Raw genomic sequence first — 20,934 nt, 5'->3', positions numbered from 1 at the left:
CTTTGTTACGCAGTCGCGCGCACGCTCAAGCGTAGCTGCGCGGCATGGCGCACACCAGCTCGCCGGGATCGTTGGCGACGATGGCAAGCTCGTCCTTGGCCCGGGCCACGTCCATGTCGCGCGGCAAGGTGACGCCGTTTTTGACGGCGAGGATTTCGGCCATCACGCTGACCGCAATTTCCGGCGGCGTCTTGCTGCCGATGTAGATGCCGATCGGCCCGCGCAGGCGCGCCAGGCTGGCCTCGGTCTGCTCGAAGTGCTCGATCATGCGCTGCTTGCGCGCGCTGTTGTTGCGGCGCGAACCAATGGCACCCACGTAGAAGGCGTCGGTCTTGAGCGCCTCCAGCAGCGCGAGGTCGTCCAGCTTGGGGTCGTGCGTGAGGGCCACGACACAGCTGCGCCGATCCGCCCTGAAGGCCGCCACCACGTCGTCGGGCATCTCGCTGACCACCTTGGCGCCGGCCACCGACCAGCCACTGCGGTATTCTTCGCGCGGATCGCACACCGTCACGGCAAAGCCACTGAACAGGGCCATGGTCGCGAGATATTCACTCAACTGGCCCGCGCCGATCACCAGCATGCGGTACTCGGGGCCAAAGGTATTCACCAGTTCGGTCTGCGACAAGTCCAGTTCTGCCGGCGCCGTGGCCGGCGTGAGCGACACGCTGCCGTCAGCGAGGCGCACGGTACGCTGCATCGACTGGCCCGCGTCCAGGGCGTTGACCAGCGTGGACAGGCTGGCGGCGTCCGGGTCGTATTCCAGCAGCAACTCGAGCGTGCCGCCGCAGGGCAGGCCGAAGCGGTGCGCCTCGTCGGCCGTGACACCGTATTTGACGAAACCGGGCGCGCCCATGGGAATCTGGTTGCCCGAATCCTTGCCTGAATAAGCCTGCGTGTGGCGATAGATCAGGTCGTCTTCGATGCAGCCGCCCGACACAGAGCCCACGACCAGGCCGTCTTCGCACAGCGCCATGATCGAGCCCACGGGCCGCGGCGAGGAGCCCCAGGTGCGCACCACAGTGGCCAGCAAGGCGCGCTTGCCGGACGTGCGCCAGTCGCGCAGGGTGCGCAGCACCATCACATCGAGGTTTTCCATACCATTCCCCTTTCATCAAATTCAGACCGCCCAGACGGCGGCGTGTTCGAAGCACTGCCTAGAACGTATATGCTGCGCCCAAACCAGCCAGCCAGTTGCGGCCCGGTGCAGGTTCGAAGAAGCGGCTGGTACCTTCATTGACAATGACCGAGCCCGAATAGTTGCGATTGGTTAGATTGTCGACGCGAACAAATTCCCTGACTGCCCAGTGGCCCAATTTCTGCGTCAGCGACGCCCTCAAGTTAATCAGACTCACCTGCGACGCGGCGTCGCTGTTGCGATCATCCACATAGATTTTCCCCACGTGACGCCATTCCAGAGCAGTTTCCAGACCCCAGGCCGGGTGCTGCCAGGCCAGCTCACCAAAAAGGCTGGCGCGGGGAATGCCGGGGATCCGGTTTCCCGCGGCAATCAGCGTGTTCGGTGTGGTGCACGGTGCGGCGACGCAAGTCAGGAAACTACTGCCGTATGTAGCATTCAGATACGTCGCGGCCAGATACGTCGACCAGCCCTTACCCCAGTGTCCGGACAGCGCGGCCTCAATGCCGTCGCGCTGGGTCATCCCGGCATTTTGGTAGGTGCTGCGGCCACCAAAGTTACTCAGCACCACCGTCTCATTGGCCGTATTCGCCCGGAAATAGGCCGCATTCAAGCGCCAGTTCGAAATGAACTCGGTTTTCATCCCGACTTCCCATTGCCGGCTGGTTGCGCTCTGCAAGTCAAAATTCAGGCCCGTCCCCCCATCGGCACGATAGGCCAATTCATTAAGGGTTGGCGTCTCAAAACCGCGCCCCGCTGACGCGTAGAGGTTCAAGGCGTCGGTGACATGGAACACCACACCGAGTGCTGGCGTTGTGGCCTGATAGCTGACGGAGCCGCTGTCGTCGCCGTTACCGACAACAATGTAGCGGTCTTGCGAGCCGAACGACACGCGCGAATGACGCAAGCCTGCAGAAACACTCCATCGCTCAGCCACTTCCCATTGCCCCTGCACGTATTGATCGAACGCGTTAACCGTATCGAGCTCGTCACGTCGCAGGGCTCCCTGCACTCCGAGTGTGGTGCCAACAAAGTTTTGGAAACCAAGTCTCGCCTGGCTCAGCTGATCCGTCGACACGCCAGCTGTCAGTGTCAACGGCTTGCCCAGCAACCGGGATTTATCAATCCAGCGTGCGTCCAGTCCCTGGTAGCGGCTGCTCAAATCGATCACGCCGCCCGGCTGTGTTAACGATGCCTGGGTCGCCACGGGAATCGACTGGAACTGCTCGGTACTGCGCGTGCCGTAGTAGGTGGTAATCTGGAACGACTGCCCAGCACCCAAGCGTTGATCAAACACGATACCGCCTTGAAGCTGGCTCACCGATTTGCGCGTATTGAATGTGTAGGCACTGGGCGTCGCCTGGCGCGGATTGGCGAGCATTTCCGCTCGCGTCAGCCCGAGCGGGTCCTGAACACCGGGCATGTTCACGTTATTGAGCACGAATGTCCAGTGGGTGTCATCGCTGACGGTGTATCTCAATTTGCCGTTGAAATTTTCCCGGGTCGCAGCGCTGTGCTCGCGATAACCATCCGTACCGAACTTGGCGGCGCTGATGTTGTACTGCAGCGCACCTTCCGTGCCACTCAATTTCACACCAGTGCGCTGCACGCCGTTGCTACCCCAAGTGGTGGATATGTCGGCAATAGTTTGCGGGCCGCCGTCGGCGGTAAACAGGCTGATCACGCCGCCAGAAGAGTTGCCGTAAAGAACCGAAAATGGCCCGCGCAAAACTTCGATCCTGGACGCAGACGCCAGATCGAAATTCGACACCTGCCCTTGCCCGTCCGGGAAGCTCGCAGGGATGCCGTCGGCGTAGAGTCTCAGGCCCCGAACACCGAAGGTAGAACGCGCGCCAAATCCCCGCGACGAAATCTGAATGTCCTGCGCATAGTTCTGGCGATTTTGCGCAACCACGCCGGGAACCCGGACCAGCGCCTCGGACAGATTGACCTCTGGCCCCGCATTTCGAATGGTTGATGCGTCAATGACATCCACCGAAGCCGGCGCATCGAATGCAGATTGCTCCACGCCATGTGTCACCGTTACCACCACCGGACTGAGGGAAGGTTCACCAGCCGGTTCTGATGCGGTTTGTCCCAGCGCTTGTAGAGTGCAGCCCGACGCGATCAGGAAAGCCAGTGCATGACCGGCTGCGATCCGCCGCGGACGCCCAGCCGGCAGACTGCAATCAACGAATATAAATTGGCACTTCAATGGATCTCCAGAAAACGCTCATGGAACCCGGACGCGGACGGAAATCGAAACGCGCGCGACCATTTGTGCGTGAGGGGCGATGAACTCACCTGCCGTCGCCCCATGCGCTATTTTTGGATCGTCGTCAGGAAACTGACGATGTCATCGATGTCCTTTTGGCTGAGAATGCCTCCCCAAGTTGGCATGCCGGCATCCGGCCTGCCATTTTTGATGGTAGTTTCAGCCGTCTCAGGCCACTGGTCCTTGTAGCGTGATTTAAGGCGCCGCAAATCGCGCGCACTGATAGGGCTGGCCCCATCAGTGCTGTGGCAATGCGCGCAGGTACTGTTGAAGAATTCGCGCCCGGCTTTCGCGTCGCCACCGGTGGCAGCGGCCGGCGGCGTCGTGTCGGCAGTTTTGATGAAGCCAGCGCGCGCCACCCTCGCCTGCACGAGAGAATCGGCAGGCCCGTTCGCACCGGACCCCTGCATGCTGCGCGAACCATCCGATGCGCTCGCCAGTTGTATGGGCTTGCCGCGCGGGAAACCGTATTTGTCTGCCAGCGCCACGATGTCGGGCCGCAGGTCGATCAGCGCCTGGTTGATGTCGGCCGCCAGACCATCGTTGCCCCGGCGTACCGCGACCGCCATCCGCCCGGACATACCCTCGCCGCTGACGGGAGTCACACGCCAGCGGCTGTGGAACCGCGTCAGGTTTTCATAGCCGGCGCTCGGGCCCCACAAAATGGCGGCGTCAACTTCGCCTTTTTCCAGCGCATTCATCGCGTCCTCGTTGAGGACGAAACTGCTGGTGGTGTAGCCCTTCTGGCTGGCCAGCAAAATATGCGGCGCCGAGCCGCTCAATACGGCGACGCGCTTGCCCCTGAGGTCGGCCAGGCCGTTGATCTTGTCTTCGGTCGGCGCGACGATGGCGTAGCTCATGTCGAGAAAGGCCTGCGTCCGCTGGACACCAGGAGCCTTGTACTCGGGGTCCACCGGCAGGGCAAAGTAGGCATCGCACTTGTCATTGAGAAGGGTGTTGCGCAGCGCCTTCTTCTCGCTGAATGACAGCCACCAGACATACTGCGCCGTATCGCCCATGCGCCGGGCCACCATATTGGCCAGCTCCACGTACAGGCCGTGCTCGGGTCCGTCCGCCTTGCTGAAGGGCAGGTTGTCCGGATCGGTGCACACCCGCAGCACCCCTGCCGCGTGTGCCGCAGGCGCCATCAGCGCGCCGGCGGCACACGCAGCACCGATCAGATATTGCCTGATCTTTCCGCGTGTTGTCATGGGTATGTTCTCCGAATCAGTTCAGCGTGAACACATACAGCGCGCCGCCTTCGGGGCTGGCGGCGACCATTTTCTCGCCGATGGCAGCCGCGAACGCCGGGATGGACTCGGTGCGGCCGGCCACGACGGCGACGTACTGCTTGCCATCCAGGGTGTAGGTCATCGGCGCGGCGCTAATACCCGAGCCGGCGTTGAACTTCCACAGCGTCTTGCCAGTTTTAGCATCCAGCGCCTTGAACCATCCCTCGATGTCGCCGTGGAAGACCAGGCCGCCTGCCGTGCTCAGCATGCCACCGGCCCAGGGCAGTTTGTCCTTGTTGAACCAGACGGTCTTCTGCGCGACCGGATCCCAGGCCTTGACGCCCCCCAGGTAACCACTGTCCCCGGCTTCGTGCATGTTGAAGTTGACGCCGAGGTAGAAGGCACCGCGCGTGTAGTTGGCAACCTCGCCTACCTCGTCCATGCACATGTTCAAGGTGGGAATGTAGACCAGACCAGTGACATGGTCGTAGCTCATCGGCATCCAGTTTTTGCCGCCGAGCAGGGCCGGGCAAATGTTTGTCGCCTTGCGCTTCGCGCCTGGCCGCTTGGCATTATCCGCCGCCTCGATCGGCATGCCGGTTTTCATGTCGATGCCGGTGGCCCAATTCACTCCGTCAATGAACTGCTTGGCGGAGATCAGCTTGCCGTTGGCACGGTCGAGCACATAGAAAAAGCCGTTGCGGTTGGCCGTCATGATGACGGGCGTCTTCTTGCCTTGGACCGGAAGGTCGGCAAAGACCAGCTCGTTGACGCCATCGTAGTCCCAGGCATCGTGCGGCGTGAACTGGTAGTGCCATACGATATTGCCGGTTTCGGGATTGAGTGCAATGACCGACGACGTGTAAAGGTTGGTGTAGGGGCCGATATCCGAGCTGTCATTGCCGCGAACAATTGCGGCCCATGGCGAGGGGTTGCTGGTGCCGTAATAGACCAGGTTCAACTTCGGATCGTAGGAGCCGACGAACCAGGCAGCGCCGCCACCGAGCTTGCCGCTGTCGCCCTTCCAGGTGTCGCTGTTCTTTTCACCCGGCAGCGGCGTGGTGTACGTGCGCCACACCTCCTTGCCGGTGGCCTGGTCAAGTGCCACCAGAGCGCCACGCGCGCCGTATTCACCACCACCGTAGCCGGTGATCACGAGGTTCTTGACCAGCGTCGGGGGCGAGGTGATGACCGAGCCCTGGGTGTAGTCGACGATCTTCGTGACCCACAGTTCCTTGCCGGTCTTGGCATCGAGCGCAGCCACGTTGGCATCGAGTCGGCCGACAAAAATCTTTCCGTCGTTGTAAGCCACACCACGGTTATCCACGTCGCAGCAGGCGTACTGATCAATCCCCTTTGGAACATCCGGCGAATATTGCCATTTGATTTGACCGGTCCTGGCGTCCAGCGCAAACGTGTTCTTGGGACCAAACGATGAGCTCACGTAGAGCGTGTCGCCGACCAGAATGGGCGTCGACTCCTGCGAGCGCAAGCTGCCTAGTTGCAAGGCCCATTTGACCTTGAGCTTGCTGACGTTCGAGGTATTGATCTCGGTGGACTGGCTGAACCGGGTGTTGCCGGCATCGCCACCGTACACCGGCCAGTTCTGGGCACTGGCGGTGGAGGCAATGCCCAGCATCAAGGCGAATGCCACGGATGGGAAAAGAGTTTTCATGAAGGGTCTCCTGGGGTTGAGTCTGCCTGTCAGGCGACGCCATTGTTGGACCGTTCTTTTCGGAGGTTCCTAGGCTAAACCCTAGCTTTCATTGGGCCGCTCATCAAATTCTCAAAATGAAACAACGTCGCATCCTGTCCGCACCGCGAGTGCCATCGTGCGCATAACTACGCGACTCCATAGCCAAACAAACGCGCGTAAGTACGGCGTTTCATTCGCAACATTTTGTAGTTGAACTGTAATGACAATGACGCGACTTATGGTGCAGTCATGGCACACAAAACATCGCTTCTCTGCAGAGCGCGTGATGGCGTGGCACTTGCCCTCAACGGGTTAGAAGTTGTAGCGCGCCCCGACCCAAATGCCGATGGGTTGTCCGACGCCGAAAAACTGCGATGGCATGCCCGTGGCGTTGTAGCTGTCGCCCGGTCCCGAGAAGAAATTGGCACCCAGCACGCCGAAGTTGGCGTACTGCCGGTTCAGCAGGTTATTGATGCGCGCAAACACTTCCAGTTGCTTGTTCACATGCATAGAGGCGTCCAGATTGAAAACCGTGTAGCCACCCACCCTTCCATTCGGATCGAGATTGTTTTCATTGCCCCGTGAATAGATCGGACCCGAGTAGTTCATGCTGGCCCCAAACTTCCAAGTGGCGTTGGGCGAATATTCCACGCGAACCTTCAACAACTGACTGGGCACGTTGGCCAGGCGGTTCCCTGGCGACACCTGAATGACGCCATTGGCATCTGCGCTGCTGTTGTCCGGACTGTTCAGGGTAAAGGCGCTCTGGTAAGTGGCTTGGGTGTAGCTGTAGGCCGTCTGCAGACTCCAGTGATCAAAGGTGCTCTGCGACGATATTTCGATGCCGCGCCGGCGCGTCGTTCCCACATTCGCGAAATACCCCTGAGTGGGCGAGTTGGCATCGGCGACGAAGTTGATGTCGTTGTCCGAGATGGTCTGATAGGCCGCCACCTGGAGCCGGGTTTGCTCACTCACCTTGATGCGGGCACCCATCTCCCAAGTGTGCGTCACCACCATCTGGAGCGCCGGGTCGGACGAAAACGCGTTGGGCAGCGAACACGGCGCCTGCGGGTCGGCGCAACTCAGCTCGATCGGCGAAGGAACGCGCATGCCCTCGGTGTAGCCGATGTAACTCACCACGGCCGGGTTGGGCTTGAAATTCAACCCCAGCGCCGGACTCAGGTGGGTGAAGCTATGGTCGCCATTGAGCGCGCTGCCCAACTGGTCCGCCATCGTCACGCGATCCATGTTGTAGCGCGCGGAGCCGGTCAGCGTCCATTTAGGACTCAGTTGCAGGCTGTCCGACACAAACACACCGTAATAGCGGTTGGCCGTTTTCAACAGCACGTTCTGCGATGCATCGTCAACACCGATGGTGTTGCGGCCGCTGGTGAAATAACCGTCCTGCTCCGACTGGCTGAACGTGCCCCTGCCCAGATCGGCTGTGAAACCGAGAACCATCTGATTGTCGAAACCCATCAGCTTTTGAGTGGATGTCAGTTGCAGGCCGAGTCCGTAGGTGCTTTGATTCAAACGCTGAAGCACGTTGCTCCCCGAGCAGTTGCTGCCGTCGGGAGCGGTGGGGTTGCCGCTGGCGTCTGCAGGCCCCGGATCCGTCGCGCAGGTCGGTGTGTTGTAGGGGCCACCCTGGGTATTGCTGTTGGCGCCGGAATTGTCCGAACTGCGGTAATAGGCGGTGCCGCCAATCAGCCAGTCGTCACTGAGAAAGTGGCTGCCCTTGAGCGTCAAAAACGACAATTGATTCCTGTTGGTGTCTGGATAGGTGTAGGACTGTCGAAGATCATCCAGCATGCTCGATGGCAGGGCTTGGTTGCCAGTGAAATGGTTGTCCGCCAGGGTCAACGACACATCGAAATCGGTCATGCTGTCTTGCCAGCCCACCTTGCCGAAGAACTGCCGCACCTGGCTCCCATTCTGTGTTGCATAGCCTTGACTGTTGGCGGCGTTGTAGGTCAGGAAGTAATCCCAGCTGCCCTTGAAGCCACCGTATTCAACGTCCATCTGCTTTCTGCCGAACGAGCCCACGCTCGCACCAGCGCTGAATCCAGGGTATTGCTTGCCACTCTTGGTATAGACGGCCAGCGCCCCACCGAGCGTATTCAACCCATACAGCGGATTGGAGCCGGGAATCAACTGCATGCTGGAGATCGCGGTGGGCGGAATCAAATCCCAATTGACGACATCGCCAAAGGTTTCGTTGATGCGAACCCCGTCCTGAAAAACGGACAGGCCCTGCGGCACCCCCAGAATGGGTGAAGCATAAAAGCCCCGAAACGTCACGCTTTGCTGGTCCGCATTGCCCTGCTCGGAATTGATGTTGACGCTGGTGACGTTGCGCTCCAGAAAATCCGTCACCCTTGTGTCGTGCTGGTCGCCGAGCGAACTGCCCTTGATCATCTGGACATTGGCCGGCACATCGTCCAGAGGAACACCCAGTCCCGGCAAGGGACTGGTGCCGACCACGGTGACCGTGGGCAACTCGAGGGACTCCGCCTTGTTTCCCTGGGCCTGGCAAACTGCACAGCCGAGCGCCAGGGCCAGGGTAGTGGCCGCCCTTTGGCCGCGCCCTAGCGCAGCCACCAGATGAGGGCGGCCACCACGACAACCCCAACAACCCAGACCCACACCGGAATCTTCGCGCCTTTTGTGCCCGTAGCCAGCGCCACTTCTTGGCTTCCAGCTATCACTTTTGAAGCATAGGCCTCGGGGAAGCGGCGCTGCATCTCCTCGTCGAAGCGTTTGAAGAAGTCTTCGGCCATGGATTTGGCCGCGCCGTCGATCAGGCGCTGCCCCAGTTGCGCCACCTTGCCACCGACCGACGCATGAACAACGTAGGCCAGGTCACAGCCCGCGTCGTTGGGCGTCAGTGTGACCTGGGCGTTGCCTTTGCCAAATCCCGCCACGCCGCCCTGCCCCTCAAAAGCAATGTTGTAGCTGCTGGGCGGCTTGATGTCGCTGAGGTTGATCTTTCCGGCAAATTTGGCTGCGACCGGGCCGATCTTGAGCGCCAGGCCGATGGCATATTGGTTCTCGCCCGTCGCTTCGACCTTGTCGCAACCCGGAATACAGGTTTTGAGGACCACGGGGTCGTTCAGCGCCTCCCAGGCCTGTTGCTGTGTCACGGCCAGTTGGCGGTTGGCTTGCATGTCCATTGTTTTTTCCTCGATTTCTGGTGGTTATTGGGGGGGGTTGTTCAACGCTTCATCAAGGCCGCCAGACTGGCCGCCAGATCTTCCAGACGGCTCAGATCGTGCACCGCCAGCATGCCGTGCGCATAAGCGTGCAGCACTGCGGCACCGCGCGCGCTGGGCGCATAGCCGTCAAAACGCAAGAGCGGGTTGAGCCAGAGCAGCCGGCGGCTGGCGCGGCGCAGCCATGCCAGCTCCGGTGCCAGATCCTGCGGCTCGCCGGTATCCAGTCCGTCGGTGATGATGAGCACCAGCGTGCGCCGACCGACCAGCCGGCGCGCATGATGTAGGCGCAGGCTGGCCAGCGACGCGCCCAGCTGGGTGCCGCCGGCAAAGTCTTCGATCGCAGCGCTGGCCACGGCCAGCATTTCGTCGGTATCGGCAATGCGAAAGGCCGGTGTCAGGTCGGTCAGCTGGGTGCCAAACGCAAACACGTCGCGCCGCGGGTGGCGCCGGGTGGCCGCATGCAGAAAAGCCAGCAGCAGGCGCGCATAGCGCTCCATCGAGCCCGATACATCCACCAGCACCAGCAGCGGCAGCGGCTGCTCGCGCCGCTTGAGCCGCGGCAGGTGCATCAGCTCGCCGCCGGTGCGCGAGGCCTGGAGCATGACGCCGGGCCAGTGCAATCGCGCGCCCGAGCCGGCCGGACAGGTGCGGCGCGAGGCAAAGTTCGGCAGCGGCAGGCGCACGTCGCGCGCGAGTCGCTCGACCAGCCGGTACTCCGTGCCCGAGAGCGCATTGAAGTCGGCATGCTTGAGACGCTGCAGGTCGCTGGCCGTCATGGCCGCGTCGAACTCCACCTTCTGGTCTTCCTGTTTGGGTTTGGCCTGGTGGCCATAGGTCTGTTGCGGCGACAGCGCCTCGCGCACACGCGGACGGCGTTTGCTGGGCTCGGCCGAGCCCTCGGCACTGGGCAGCAATTGCGCCAGCAGCTTCCTGGCTATTTCAGGGTTGCGAAAATACGCATCGAACAGTTCGCGAAATACCAGCCGGTCCTGCTCGCGGCTGATCATCACGGCCTCCAGTGCGGCGCTCAGGTCCGCCTTGGCGCCGACGCCGACAGCCAGCGCCGCGTCCTGCGCCAGCGCGATGCGCGAACTGTCAACGCGCACGCCGGCACGGCGCAAGGCGCGGCCAAAACCGGTGATGTTGTCGGCGAGTTTCCCGGTGCGTGCGTCGCCAAGCTGCATGGAGGCTCCTTCAAACCGCGATGCATCTAGGCAGCTTGCGGCGCTTCTTCCGGAGCCAGCAGTTCCGCGGCGAGGTCGCGCGTCAGGGCCGCCACGTCTTCGCGCTGCTTGAACAGGATGCCGGCGGTGTCGGTCACGACTTCGGGGTCCATCACCAGCGTATCGAGTGCGACCAGTGCCCGGGCCCACTCCACACTCTCGGCAATGCCCGGCGCCCGCTGGAACGCGTTGGCAAACGGCGCACTGCGCAAACGCCCGACAAACTCGGCCACCTGCGCCGCGAGCGCCGGGCTGGCCTGCGGCACCTGGGCCCGCACAATCGCCAGTTCGCGCTCGCGTTCGGGATAGTCGAGCCAGTGGTACAGGCAGCGCCGCTTGACCGCATCGTGCAGTTCGCGCGTGCGGTTGCTGGTGAGGATGGTCACGGGGCTGCTGACGGCGCTTACCGTGCCGATCTCGGGAATACTGACCTGGTACTCGCCCAGGTATTCGAGCAGGAAGGCCTCGAACGGCTCGTCGGCGCGGTCCACCTCGTCGATCAGCAGCACGGCGCCCGGCGCGGGGGTCTGCAGCGCCTGCAGCAGGGGGCGGCGAATCAGGTAGCGGTCCTGGTAGACCTCGCGCTCGACCTGCGCGGTGTCACTCTGGCCCTCATGGCGCAATTCGGCGGCGCGCATGTGCAGCAGCTGGGCCGCGTAGTTCCACTCGTACAGGGCTTCACGCAACTCCAGTCCGTCGTAGCACTGCAGGCGGATCAGCGCGCGCTGCAAGGCCACGGCCAGCGCCTTGGCCAGCTCGGTCTTGCCAACGCCCGGTTCGCCCTCCAGCAAAAGTGGGCGCTGCAGCTTGAGCGCCAGAAACACGGCGGTGGCCAGCCTGCGATCGGCGTAGTAGCCGGCCTCCTCGAGCGCCTTGATCAGTGCATCAATCGTTGCAAACACGTCTTCTCTAGCCCAGCGCCCTGGCGACCGCCCGCTGGGTTTGCACGCTGATCAGGTTGGCGCGGTAGGCCGCCGTGGCGTGAATGTCGGCGTTCAGGTCGGTCGCATCGATCTTGACCGCTGCCGCGGCCTGCGCCGTAAAGCTCTTGTTTAGAGCATCTTCCAGCCCCTTGTGGCGGAACACGCCGTTACCCGCACCCGTCACGGCCACGCGCACACCAGAGTCACCCTGGGCCACAAACACACCGGTCAGCGCAAAACGCGAGGCCGGTTGCACGAACTTCATGTAGGCGGCGCGCTTGGGGATGGGAAAGCTGATGGCCGTGATCAATTCACCGTCATTCAGCGCCGTGGAGAACATGCCGGTAAAAAAGTCGTCGGCCGTAATCTTGCGCTGCGTGGTCACGACGGTGGCACCCAGACCCAGCACGGCCGCGGGGTAGTCCGCGGCAGGATCGTTGTTGGCCACCGATCCGCCCAGCGTGCCCATGGCACGCACCTGGCGGTCGCCAATGTGCGCGGCCAGATCGGCCAGCACAGGAAGGGCCGCCTTGAGCTCGGCGCTGGCGGCCACATCGGCGTGGCGCGTCATGGCGCCAATCACGAAGGCGTTGCCCTCGCGCTTGATCCCGGCCAGTTCCTTGATATTGGCCAGATCGACCAGTTGGCCGGGGTCGGACAGGCGCAGCTTCATCGAGGCCAGCAGGGTTTGCCCGCCGGCCAGCACCTTGGCGCCAGCGGCGGCGAGTTTGGCGGCGTCTGCAAGGGTGGAGGGGCGCTCCAGCGTGAATGCGTACATCGTGATTCTCCTTAAGCTTTTGCAGACTGGATGGCTTCCCACACGCGGCCGGGCGAGGCCGGCATGTCGAAGTCCTTCACGCCCACACCATGCAGCGCATCGAGCACGGCGTTGATCACCGCGGGCGGCGAAGCAATCGCCCCCGCCTCGCCGCAGCCCTTGGAGCCCAGCGGGTTGTGGGTGCATGGCGTGCACACGTGGTCCAGCTTGAACTCGGGGAAATCGTCGGCACGCGGCATGGTGTAGTCCATGAAACTGCCGGTGAGCAGCTGGCCGGTTTCGCGGTCGTACACGCAGCGCTCCAGCAGCGCCTGGCCAATACCCTGCGCAATACCGCCGTGCACCTGCCCTTCAACGATCATCGGGTTGACGATATTGCCAAAGTCATCCACCGCGCTGAAGCGGTCGATGCGGGTGACGCCGGTTTCGGGGTCGATTTCGACTTCGCAGATGTGGGTGCCGCCCGGATAGGTGAAATTGGTCGGGTCGTAGAACGCGGTCTCGTCGAGCCCCGGCTCCAGCTTGTCGAGCGGGTAGTTGTGCGGCACGTATGCCGTCAGCGCGACCTGGCCGAACGTGACCTTCTTGTCGGTGCCTTTGACGGTGAACTCGCCGTTGGCGAACTCGACGTCGGCGTCGCTCGCCTCCATCAGGTGCGCGGCGATCTTCTTGGCCTTGGTCTCGATCTTGTCGAGCGCCTTCATGATGGCCGAGCCACCGACCGAGAGCGAGCGCGAACCGTAGGTCCCCATGCCGAACGGCACACGGCCGGTGTCGCCATGCACGATGTCCACGGCGTCGACTGCGATGCCCAGACGCGCCGCCACTACCTGCGCAAAGGTGGTCTCGTGCCCCTGGCCATGGCTGTGCGAACCGGTGAACACCGTCACGCTGCCGGTCGGGTGCACGCGCACCTCGCCGCATTCGAACAGGCCGGCACGCGCTCCAAGCGCACCGGCGATGTTGCTAGGCGCCAGGCCGCAGGCCTCGATGTAGCTCGAATAGCCAATGCCGCGCTTGAAGCCCTTGGCCTCGCTGGCCTTGCGCCGTGCGTCAAACCCGTCCACGTCGGCCAGCACCTGGGCCTTGTCCATGCAGGCGTGGAAGTCGCCCGTGTCGTATTGCAGCGCCACGGGTGTCTGGTACGGGAACTGGGTAATAAAGTTGCGCTTGCGGATGTCCGCCTGCGACAGCCCGAGGTCCCAGCCGCAGCGGCTGACCAGGCGCTCGAGCAGGTAGGTGGCCTCGGGCCGGCCAGCGCCGCGGTATGCATCCACCGGTGCCGTATTCGTGAACCAGGCGTCCACCTCCACGTAGATCTGCGGGCAGGTGTACTGGCCGGCCAGCAGCGTGCCGTACAGGATGGTCGGGATTGCCGTGGAGAAGGTGGACAGGTAGGCCCCGAGGTTGGCGTCGGTATGCACGCGCATCGCGAGGAATTTGCCGTCCTTGTCCATCGCCATTTCGGCGTGGCTGACGTGGTCGCGGCCATGGGCGTCGCTGACAAAGCTCTCGTTGCGCTCGGCTGTCCACTTGATCGCGCAGTTGAGCTGTTTGGCGCCCCAGGTCAGGCACACGTCTTCGGCATAGAGGTAAATCTTGGAGCCGAAGCCGCCGCCCACATCGGGCGCGATCACGCGCACCTTGTGCTCGGGCAGGCCCAAAACGAAAGCGGTCATGAGCAGCCGTTCGACGTGCGGGTTCTGATTGGACACGTACAGCGTGTACTCATCGCTGGCGCGGTTGTACGAACCGATCGCGGCGCGCGGCTCCATGGCGTTGGGAATCAGCCGGTTGTTCACCAGGTCCAGTTTGGTGACATGCGCGGCGTTGGCAAAAGCGGCATCGACCTGCGCCTTGTCGCCGAGCGCCCACTTGTAGCAATGGTTGTCGGGTGCCGCCTCGTGCAGCGCCGTCCCCTTGGCAGCATCGCGCACATCGACCACGGCAGGCAGCACGTCGTAGTCAACCTCCACGGATTCAGCAGCGTTCTTGGCCTGCTCGAGGGTGTCGGCCACCACCATGGCGACATGGTCCCCCACGTAGCGCACCTTGCCCTGGGCCAGGATCGGATGCGGCGGCTCTTTCATCGGCGTGCCGTCGGTGCTGGTGATCAGCCAGCCACAAGGCAGGCCGCCCATCTTGCCTTCCACGTCCTTGCCGGTGAAGACCTTGGCCACGCCGGGCATGGCCTCGGCTTTGCTGACGTCGATGCTCTTGATGGCCGCGTGCGCATGCGGCGAGCGCACAAACACGGCATAGCGCTGGTTCGCCAGGTTCACATCGTCGGTGTATTGGCCTCCCCCGGTGAGAAAGCGGTAATCTTCCTTGCGGCGAACCGCCTCGCCGATGTGCGGCAGGCTGGCAAAATCGGGTGCACCCATGTTCTGTACTCCTTGGATAGTTCAGGCAGTGAATCAGGCCGCCATGGCCGCAGCGCCCTGCTGCACGGCCTTGACGATGTTCTGGTAACCCGTACAGCGGCAGATGTTGCCCTCGAGCAGTTCACGGATTTCGGACTCGGTGGCCTTGGGATGCTGCTGGCACAAGTCGATCGCGCTCATCACCATGCCGGGCGTGCAGAACCCGCACTGCAGCCCATGGCATTCCTTGAATGCCGCCTGCATCGGGTGCATGGTGCCGTCCGGCTGCGCCAGTCCCTCGATGGTGGTGATGTCGGCCCCGCTGGCCTGCGCCGCCAGCATGTTGCATGACTTGACGGCATGCCCGTTCATGATCACGGTACAGGCGCCGCACTGGGCAGTGTCGCAGCCGACGTGGGTGCCCGTGAGCTTGAGATGCTCGCGCAGCACCTGTACCAGCAGCGTGTTGGGGGCCAGGTCAAGGGTGGAGCTCTTTCCGTTGACTTTGAGTTGAACTTGCATAAGACTTGTCTCCTGTTAGCAAGGAAGTAGTTTGTTCGATGCCAGTAGATTGTTCAAGCGAAACCCAGGAGTCACCCTAGGCTAAACCCTAGCTTCATGTCAAGATCAACATGAAATTCTCAAAATGAAACAACATGGAGCACCCCATGCAGCAAGTCCTGACACGGTCTCCTGAACAACGCCTCCAGCAGATTGATCGGGCCCGCCGCGCCGTGCTGGACGAGAGTCAACCGCCGCACGAGGCATTGTCGGCGTCGTGGATCGAGCGCTCATGGCGGCGCTGCCTGTCGAGCGGCCTGCGGCCCGAGCAGGAGGTGGGATTTGATGTGGTCCCTCCGCAGCTCCAGCGGCACACCGAAGAGGCCAACCACAGCCTCGTGCAAGCTGCCCGCCCGGTGCTGGAAAAGCTGGGGCGGGCTATCGTGGATACCCGCTATTTCGTCATCCTGACCAATGCGCAGGGCGTGGTGGTGGATGTCAGCGGCGCGATCGACCGCAGTGATCACCGCGCCGATGCGATCGCCCGCATCGGCGTGGATCTGTCCGAGCGCAGTATCGGCACTTCGGCCATTGGTGCCGCCCTGGGTGAACTGCGCCCGGTCTGGCTGCACCGGGGCGAGCACTTTTTCTCGGCCACTTCGTTTTACAGCTGCGCGGGCGCGCCCTTGTTCGGACCCGACGGGCGCTGCGCGGGCATGCTCGACCTGACCGGAATTGAGGCGGTGGAACGCCCCGAACTCAAGCATCTGGCGGCCCAGTCGGCCTGCCGCATCGAAAACGCCCTGCTGCTCAGCCAGCCACACCGGTTGCTGGTGCGGCTGAACTGGCCGGGCCACCCCCTGGGCTTCGATGCCGATGGCATGGTTTGCCTGGATGACGATGGCTGGGTGGTCGGCGCCAACCAGATTGCACGCCAGATGGCGTCACAACTTGCCACGCCGGCGCGTGTGCATATCGGAGATGTTTTTGGCTTGCCCTACCAGATCCTGTTTGATGCAGTGCTGCGGCAGGAACCAACGATGGAAGTCCCCCTGTGGAGTGGCCTGCGCCTGAACGCGCTGCCGATGGCGCCCGCCGATGCGGTGAACCACATGGAGGCTGGCGTGGATATTCTCGGCAACGGCAACAGGCCGTTGAAAGATGTGGAAACCGCACTGATCCGCAAAGCCGTGGATGACGCCCGCGGCAACGTGGCCCGGGCCGCGCGCCTGCTGGGCATCAGCCGCGCCACGGTGTACCGCAAACTTGGCAACGGAAAACGCCACTAACCCATGCCACGCCTTCACAAGATGCTATTATTTTGGTAGCAAACCCTCAGTCGATCAGGGCAATCACGAGTGCCGACTCCTCGACCGTCATCGCCACGCGGCTGCCCGGGCGCAACCCGCTGGCCGGCGCTGCAAACCCGACCATTTGCAAGCCGCCATCGAGCTGGGCGGCGACTTCATCACCGGTGGGGCCGCGCGCCACACGGCTGGCACGCCCCGCCAGCACATTTGCCGTATGCAGGATTGGGGCGTCGGCCGCGCGGCCGACCGAGACCGCCGTGGCCTTGCACAGCGCCAGCACCGGCAGTGCTTCGCGCAGGCCGAGCAGCTCGGCGCTCTCCACCGTGATGCGCGACACCAGCGCCGCGCCACCGGCCAGTTGCAGCCATACCCGCACAATCTGGCCCTGCAGATCCAGCGCCTGGACCTTGCAGGGCAGCTGGTTGCGCATGCTGGTGCGCACCGGGAGTTGCGTCAGCGCGGGCGGCATGCCGGCAGCTTGCGAGTCGCCCCGCGGCTGAAAGCGGGCCAGCACCTGAGCGCGCGCCTGCTCCAGTTCGTCGGCGAGCGTCAGCAACTGCCGGCCGGCCGCCGTGACGCTGGCGCCGCCGCCGCCCGCTCCGCCCACCGACCGCTCGACCAGGGCCACCCCGGCGAGATTGGTCAGCGTGTCGATCGCCTGCCAGGCGGCCTTGTAGCTGACGCCCGCCTCGCGCCCCGCCTGCGAAATGGAACCGCTGCGCCCGATCAGGCGCAGGATTTCGATGCGCTTGTCGGCAGACGCGTGGCCGAGGGCGGTGCTGTACGAGACGGCGGGAGCACGAGGTTTGGACATGAGGTATTTTCAACCAGCGAAAGGCACGCACCGTGGGTAGCTCCGGCATGGGAGAAGTCGTAGGGCGATGCCGTCAGCGGACACAGCGGCGGCACCATGATGATCTCCGCCGCCGCGTGGTACGGCTCAAACTCGCTGGCCAGCTGATGCGCGATGAGCAGGGCGACCGCGTGCAGGGCGTTGGCGATGGCGCCGCGCGGCGGCGTGTCGAGGGCGCAGGCAAGGCCCGTGGGCAGTACGGTCACCCGCCTGGCGCCCAGTTCGACGGCGACAGCCGGGCCGCTGGCGCCGAATCCCCACATGCTGCGCCATGCAATGGGGAAAACCGTGCTGCGATGCAGGCCGCGCCAGAGGGCTTCGAGCTGCGCGATGCCGGCCGCATTCGGTGCGCCGGCACAGTAAGCACCGTTGATCGCCCCCACCGATGATCCGATCACCAGGTCGGGCAACAGGCCGTGCGCGACGAGCGCGCAGCATGCCGACCTGTATGGCGCCAAAACTGCCGCCGCCGGCAAGAACCCATGCGGTCGGCTTGGGCGTTGTATCAACCATGGATGGTCTCGTGCAGTCGGGTCAGCATTGAAAACTCCGGATCGGCATCGCCTGCCGCCATGCCTGCAAATGGTTTGCAGGGCCTTGCGCCGATGCCGTGATTCGCTACAGTAACGCATTGTGCGAAACGCGTCATCTCACGCTCGCCAACTGGAGGCCTCCGATGGATCCGCAACAACCCGCAGGCGCGAAAATCAAGATCACGAAGAACGGCCCGTATCTCATCTCGGGCGGCGTTCCGCTCGGCAAGGAGGTCATTGGCACCAACGACGAGGGCGAGTCGATCAAATGGGAACCGGGGCCGACTTACCCAGCCCAGGCGCAATACGCGCTGTGCCGCTGCGGCCACAGCTCCAACAAACCGTTTTGCGACGGCACCCACGCGAAGGTCGGATTTGACGGCACCGAAACGGCGAGCCGTCAACCCTATCTGGAGCAAGCCCGGGTGATTCGGGGCCCGACGATGTCGCTGACGGATGCCGAGAGCCTGTGCGCGTTTGCGCGCTTTTGCGATCCGCATGGGCAAGTATGGAATCTCGTGAACGAAACGGATAAGCCGGCCGCGCGCGGGCATTTCGTGCGCCAGACCTGTGACTGCCCGTCAGGGCGGCTGGTGGCGTGGGACAACGCGACCGGCCAGCCCATCGAGCCGAAATACGAGCCTTCGGTACGCCTGATCGAAGACCCCGCCAAAAATTGCTCCGGGCCCCTCGCGGTGCGCGGCGGTGTGCAACTGGTCAGCGCTGACGGCTTCGAATACGAAGCGCGCAACCGCATGACGTTGTGCCGCTGCGGCGCCTCGAAGAACAAGCCGTTTTGCGACGGCACGCATGTGTCCATCGGGTTCAGCGACGAGCGCTGAGCGGGGCAACGCCGCTCTCAGGCGAAACACTTCTTCACATCGACCGTCGATCGCCGTCCAACAGCGTCGCCGTGATCCGCGAGCCAGTTGCTGGCACGCTCGCGCCCCTGCCCCCGCAGCAGGTCGAGGAACGGGGCGTAGGCCAGCAGCTTGGTCTCGGTGCGCTGCAGACTCGCCAGATGGGCGGAATCGATCATGTGAAACCGCGTCTTGTGCAGCCGCCGCTCGAGCCGTCCGAGCGTCAGGAATGTCGGGCCCGAGAATTCAATGGCCCGGGCGACCATCCGCATTTCGCGCATGAAGTGGGCACTGAACGCCAGCTCGACGATGCGCGCCTCGATCTCCGGGGCCGTGCGCGGCGTGCCTTCATGCTCGAGCGGACTCAGCAGCACCAACAGCACATCGCGCGAATCGCAGTCGTAGAACAGCGGAAACACCGCGGGATTGGCCGAATAGCCGCCGTCCCAATACGGCTCGCCATCGATCTCCACCGGGTGATGGATCTTGGGCAGGCAGGCGGAGGCGAGCAGCACATCGACGCTAAGTTCGCTTTCCCGAAACACCCGCAGTTTTCCGGTGTTCGCCTGCGTGGTGCCGACGAACAGCTTGAACGGACTGTGGCTGCGCAAGCGCTCGAAGTCGACCTGGGCGTTGAGCAGATCGCGCAACGGGTCCAGGCCCAGGGGGTTGAGCTGCGATGGAGAGAAGTAGCCGGCCCAGCTTGTCAGCAGCCTGGCGGCCGGCGACAGGCTGATCGCGTCGCCCTCGCCCTGGGTCATCATTCCCCAAGGTATATGCTTGCCGGTCTGCGTCCAGAAATCGAGCAGGCCCTGGCGCGCACCGTCGCGCCCGCCCTTCATCCAGCCATCGGCAAAAACCACGGCGTTCATGGCGCCGGCGCTGCTGCCGCTCAGTCCCTCGAACTGGATGCGCGAATCGTCGAGCAGCGCATCCAGGACGCCCCAGGTGAAGGCCCCGTGCGCGCCGCCGCCTTGCAGTGCAAGATTGAGCCGGGCCGGCGGCACGCCCATCAGTCGCTTGAACAGGGCAAGGCCTGACGGCCTCCTGGCGGCGGGGTGTTGGAGCGTTTCCATACTTTGGGTCAAACGAACTCCTTTGCGTCGGCAGGACACCGAGTGAGCGTCGGGATAATATAGGGTTTTCCCTGATCACGCGGTTGTTGGGGCCGCGTAATACCGGTAAGGCCCCCGCGCCTTGCCGCCCCTTCCAATGCTAGACTTTCGCTATTCATCAAAGTAATAGCGAAAGAGATCTGCCAATGACGCCACGCCTTCCCCACTTCGTGTGCACCGTGCTGGCGCTGGTCCTGTCTGCCACGGTACGCGCCGAAACCGTGCAGGTCGCCGTGGCCGCCAACTTCACCGAGCCGATGAAAGCCATCGCGGCGGATTTTGAAAAGGACACGGGTCACACGGCCCAGCTGTCGTTCGGCTCCACCGGCAAGTTCTATTCGCAGATCAAGAACGGCGCGCCCTTCGATGTGTTCCTGTCGGCGGACGAAGCCACCCCCGCCCGGCTGGAAAAGGAAGGCGACGCCGTGCCCGGCAGCCGCTTCACCTACGCGACAGGCAAGCTCGTGCTGTGGTCGGCCAAGGCTGGCGTGGTGGACGCCCAGGGCGATGTATTGAAGAAGAACAATTTCAAGAACATCGCCATCGCGTCGCCCAAGCTCGCGCCCTATGGCGCCGCGGCAGTGCAGACGCTGACGCAGTTGGGTCTGCTGGCCAGCCTGCAACCGAAGTTCGTGACCGGCGAGAGCATTGGCCAGACCTTCAGCTTTGTCTCCACGGGCAACGCAGAGCTGGGCTTTGTGGCACTGTCACAGGTCTTCGAGAACGGCAAGATCAAGAGCGGCTCCGGCTGGATCGTTCCGGAAAATCTGCATGCCCCGCTGCGCCAGGACGCGGTGCAGCTCAATCGCGCCAGGGACAACCAGGCTGCGGCAGCCCTGCTCGCCTACCTCAAGGGTGACAAGGCCCGCGCGGCGATCCTCTCTTATGGCTATGGCATCTAGGCGCCCTGCCCCGCCAGCCC

The 20,934-nt window shown here is 63.2% G+C and carries 17 protein-coding genes; 3 read left to right on the top strand and 14 right to left on the bottom strand.

What is annotated here, in order from left to right:
• Positions 1 to 25: 25 nt before the first annotated feature.
• The 11 genes from B0E49_RS03415 to B0E49_RS03365 form a co-directional block, all read right to left on the bottom strand.
• On the bottom strand, positions 26 to 1,096 hold the full coding sequence (locus B0E49_RS03415; RefSeq protein ID WP_077560539.1) for an XdhC family protein: 1,071 nt from the start codon (positions 1,094 to 1,096) through the stop codon (positions 26 to 28).
• Positions 1,097 to 1,154: 58 nt separating this feature from the next.
• Complete coding sequence (locus B0E49_RS03410) at positions 1,155 to 3,350, bottom strand: TonB-dependent receptor family protein (protein ID WP_286137773.1); 2,196 nt, start codon at positions 3,348 to 3,350, stop codon at positions 1,155 to 1,157.
• Positions 3,351 to 3,457: 107 nt separating this feature from the next.
• A complete protein-coding gene (locus B0E49_RS03405) occupies positions 3,458 to 4,621 on the bottom strand; it encodes a c-type cytochrome (RefSeq protein ID WP_077560538.1) in 1,164 nt (387 codons plus the stop codon).
• A gap of 16 nt (positions 4,622 to 4,637) precedes the next feature.
• Positions 4,638 to 6,317, bottom strand: coding sequence for a PQQ-dependent dehydrogenase, methanol/ethanol family (locus B0E49_RS03400; protein ID WP_077560537.1), 1,680 nt, complete (start codon positions 6,315 to 6,317; stop codon positions 4,638 to 4,640).
• A gap of 333 nt (positions 6,318 to 6,650) precedes the next feature.
• The gene (locus B0E49_RS03395) at positions 6,651 to 8,837 is read right to left on the bottom strand and encodes a TonB-dependent receptor (protein ID WP_077560536.1); all 2,187 of its coding nucleotides are present in this window, start codon (positions 8,835 to 8,837) and stop codon (positions 6,651 to 6,653) included.
• Positions 8,838 to 8,926: 89 nt separating this feature from the next.
• Complete coding sequence (locus B0E49_RS03390) at positions 8,927 to 9,511, bottom strand: SRPBCC family protein (RefSeq protein WP_077560535.1); 585 nt, start codon at positions 9,509 to 9,511, stop codon at positions 8,927 to 8,929.
• Positions 9,512 to 9,552: 41 nt separating this feature from the next.
• The gene (locus tag B0E49_RS03385) at positions 9,553 to 10,737 is read right to left on the bottom strand and encodes a vWA domain-containing protein (RefSeq protein WP_077560534.1); all 1,185 of its coding nucleotides are present in this window, start codon (positions 10,735 to 10,737) and stop codon (positions 9,553 to 9,555) included.
• Between the two features lie 26 nt (positions 10,738 to 10,763).
• Positions 10,764 to 11,678: an AAA family ATPase gene (locus tag B0E49_RS03380; protein WP_077560533.1), complete on the bottom strand. Its 915-nt coding sequence runs from the start codon at positions 11,676 to 11,678 to the stop codon at positions 10,764 to 10,766.
• A 7-nt stretch (positions 11,679 to 11,685) separates the two neighbouring features.
• Positions 11,686 to 12,477 (bottom strand): FAD binding domain-containing protein, encoded by a 792-nt coding sequence (locus B0E49_RS03375; RefSeq protein ID WP_077560532.1) that lies wholly within the window; start codon positions 12,475 to 12,477, stop codon positions 11,686 to 11,688.
• 11 nt (positions 12,478 to 12,488) lie between these two features.
• Positions 12,489 to 14,861, bottom strand: coding sequence for a xanthine dehydrogenase family protein molybdopterin-binding subunit (locus B0E49_RS03370; RefSeq protein WP_077560531.1), 2,373 nt, complete (start codon positions 14,859 to 14,861; stop codon positions 12,489 to 12,491).
• Positions 14,862 to 14,894: 33 nt separating this feature from the next.
• Complete coding sequence (locus B0E49_RS03365; protein WP_077560530.1) at positions 14,895 to 15,362, bottom strand: (2Fe-2S)-binding protein; 468 nt, start codon at positions 15,360 to 15,362, stop codon at positions 14,895 to 14,897.
• A 146-nt stretch (positions 15,363 to 15,508) separates the two neighbouring features.
• Here B0E49_RS03365 and B0E49_RS03360 point away from each other — a divergent pair, with 146 nt between their 5' ends.
• Entirely contained in the window at positions 15,509 to 16,630 is a 1,122-nt protein-coding gene (locus B0E49_RS03360) for a helix-turn-helix domain-containing protein (protein WP_077560622.1), read from the top strand.
• 46 nt (positions 16,631 to 16,676) lie between these two features.
• Here B0E49_RS03360 and B0E49_RS03355 read toward each other — a convergent pair whose 3' ends face one another.
• A complete protein-coding gene (locus B0E49_RS03355; RefSeq protein WP_077560529.1) occupies positions 16,677 to 17,465 on the bottom strand; it encodes a TOBE domain-containing protein in 789 nt (262 codons plus the stop codon).
• On the bottom strand, positions 17,378 to 17,914 hold the full coding sequence (locus B0E49_RS20595; RefSeq protein WP_077560528.1) for a hypothetical protein: 537 nt from the start codon (positions 17,912 to 17,914) through the stop codon (positions 17,378 to 17,380). Before B0E49_RS20595 ends, B0E49_RS03355 begins: the two co-directional genes overlap by 88 nt.
• 266 nt (positions 17,915 to 18,180) lie before the next feature.
• On the opposite strand from B0E49_RS20595, the gene B0E49_RS03345 reads away from it, so the two are divergent.
• Positions 18,181 to 18,879: a CDGSH iron-sulfur domain-containing protein gene (locus B0E49_RS03345; RefSeq protein ID WP_077560527.1), complete on the top strand. Its 699-nt coding sequence runs from the start codon at positions 18,181 to 18,183 to the stop codon at positions 18,877 to 18,879.
• A gap of 17 nt (positions 18,880 to 18,896) precedes the next feature.
• On the opposite strand, the gene B0E49_RS03340 is transcribed toward B0E49_RS03345, so the two are convergent.
• Positions 18,897 to 19,973 (bottom strand): patatin-like phospholipase family protein, encoded by a 1,077-nt coding sequence (locus B0E49_RS03340; protein ID WP_174571055.1) that lies wholly within the window; start codon positions 19,971 to 19,973, stop codon positions 18,897 to 18,899.
• A 185-nt stretch (positions 19,974 to 20,158) separates the two neighbouring features.
• On the opposite strand from B0E49_RS03340, the gene modA reads away from it, so the two are divergent.
• Positions 20,159 to 20,914 carry a molybdate ABC transporter substrate-binding protein gene (gene modA, locus B0E49_RS03335; protein WP_077560525.1) on the top strand — a complete coding sequence of 252 codons (756 nt, stop codon included), beginning with the start codon at positions 20,159 to 20,161 and terminating at the stop codon, positions 20,912 to 20,914.
• The last annotated feature ends 20 nt before the right edge of the window (positions 20,915 to 20,934 follow it).

It is taken from the genome of Polaromonas sp. C04, assembly GCF_002002705.1.
Classification (GTDB): domain Bacteria; phylum Pseudomonadota; class Gammaproteobacteria; order Burkholderiales; family Burkholderiaceae_C; genus Rhodoferax_A.
The sequence above is the reverse complement of the archived record's forward strand: the minus strand, read 5'-3'. Positions and strand labels throughout refer to the sequence as shown.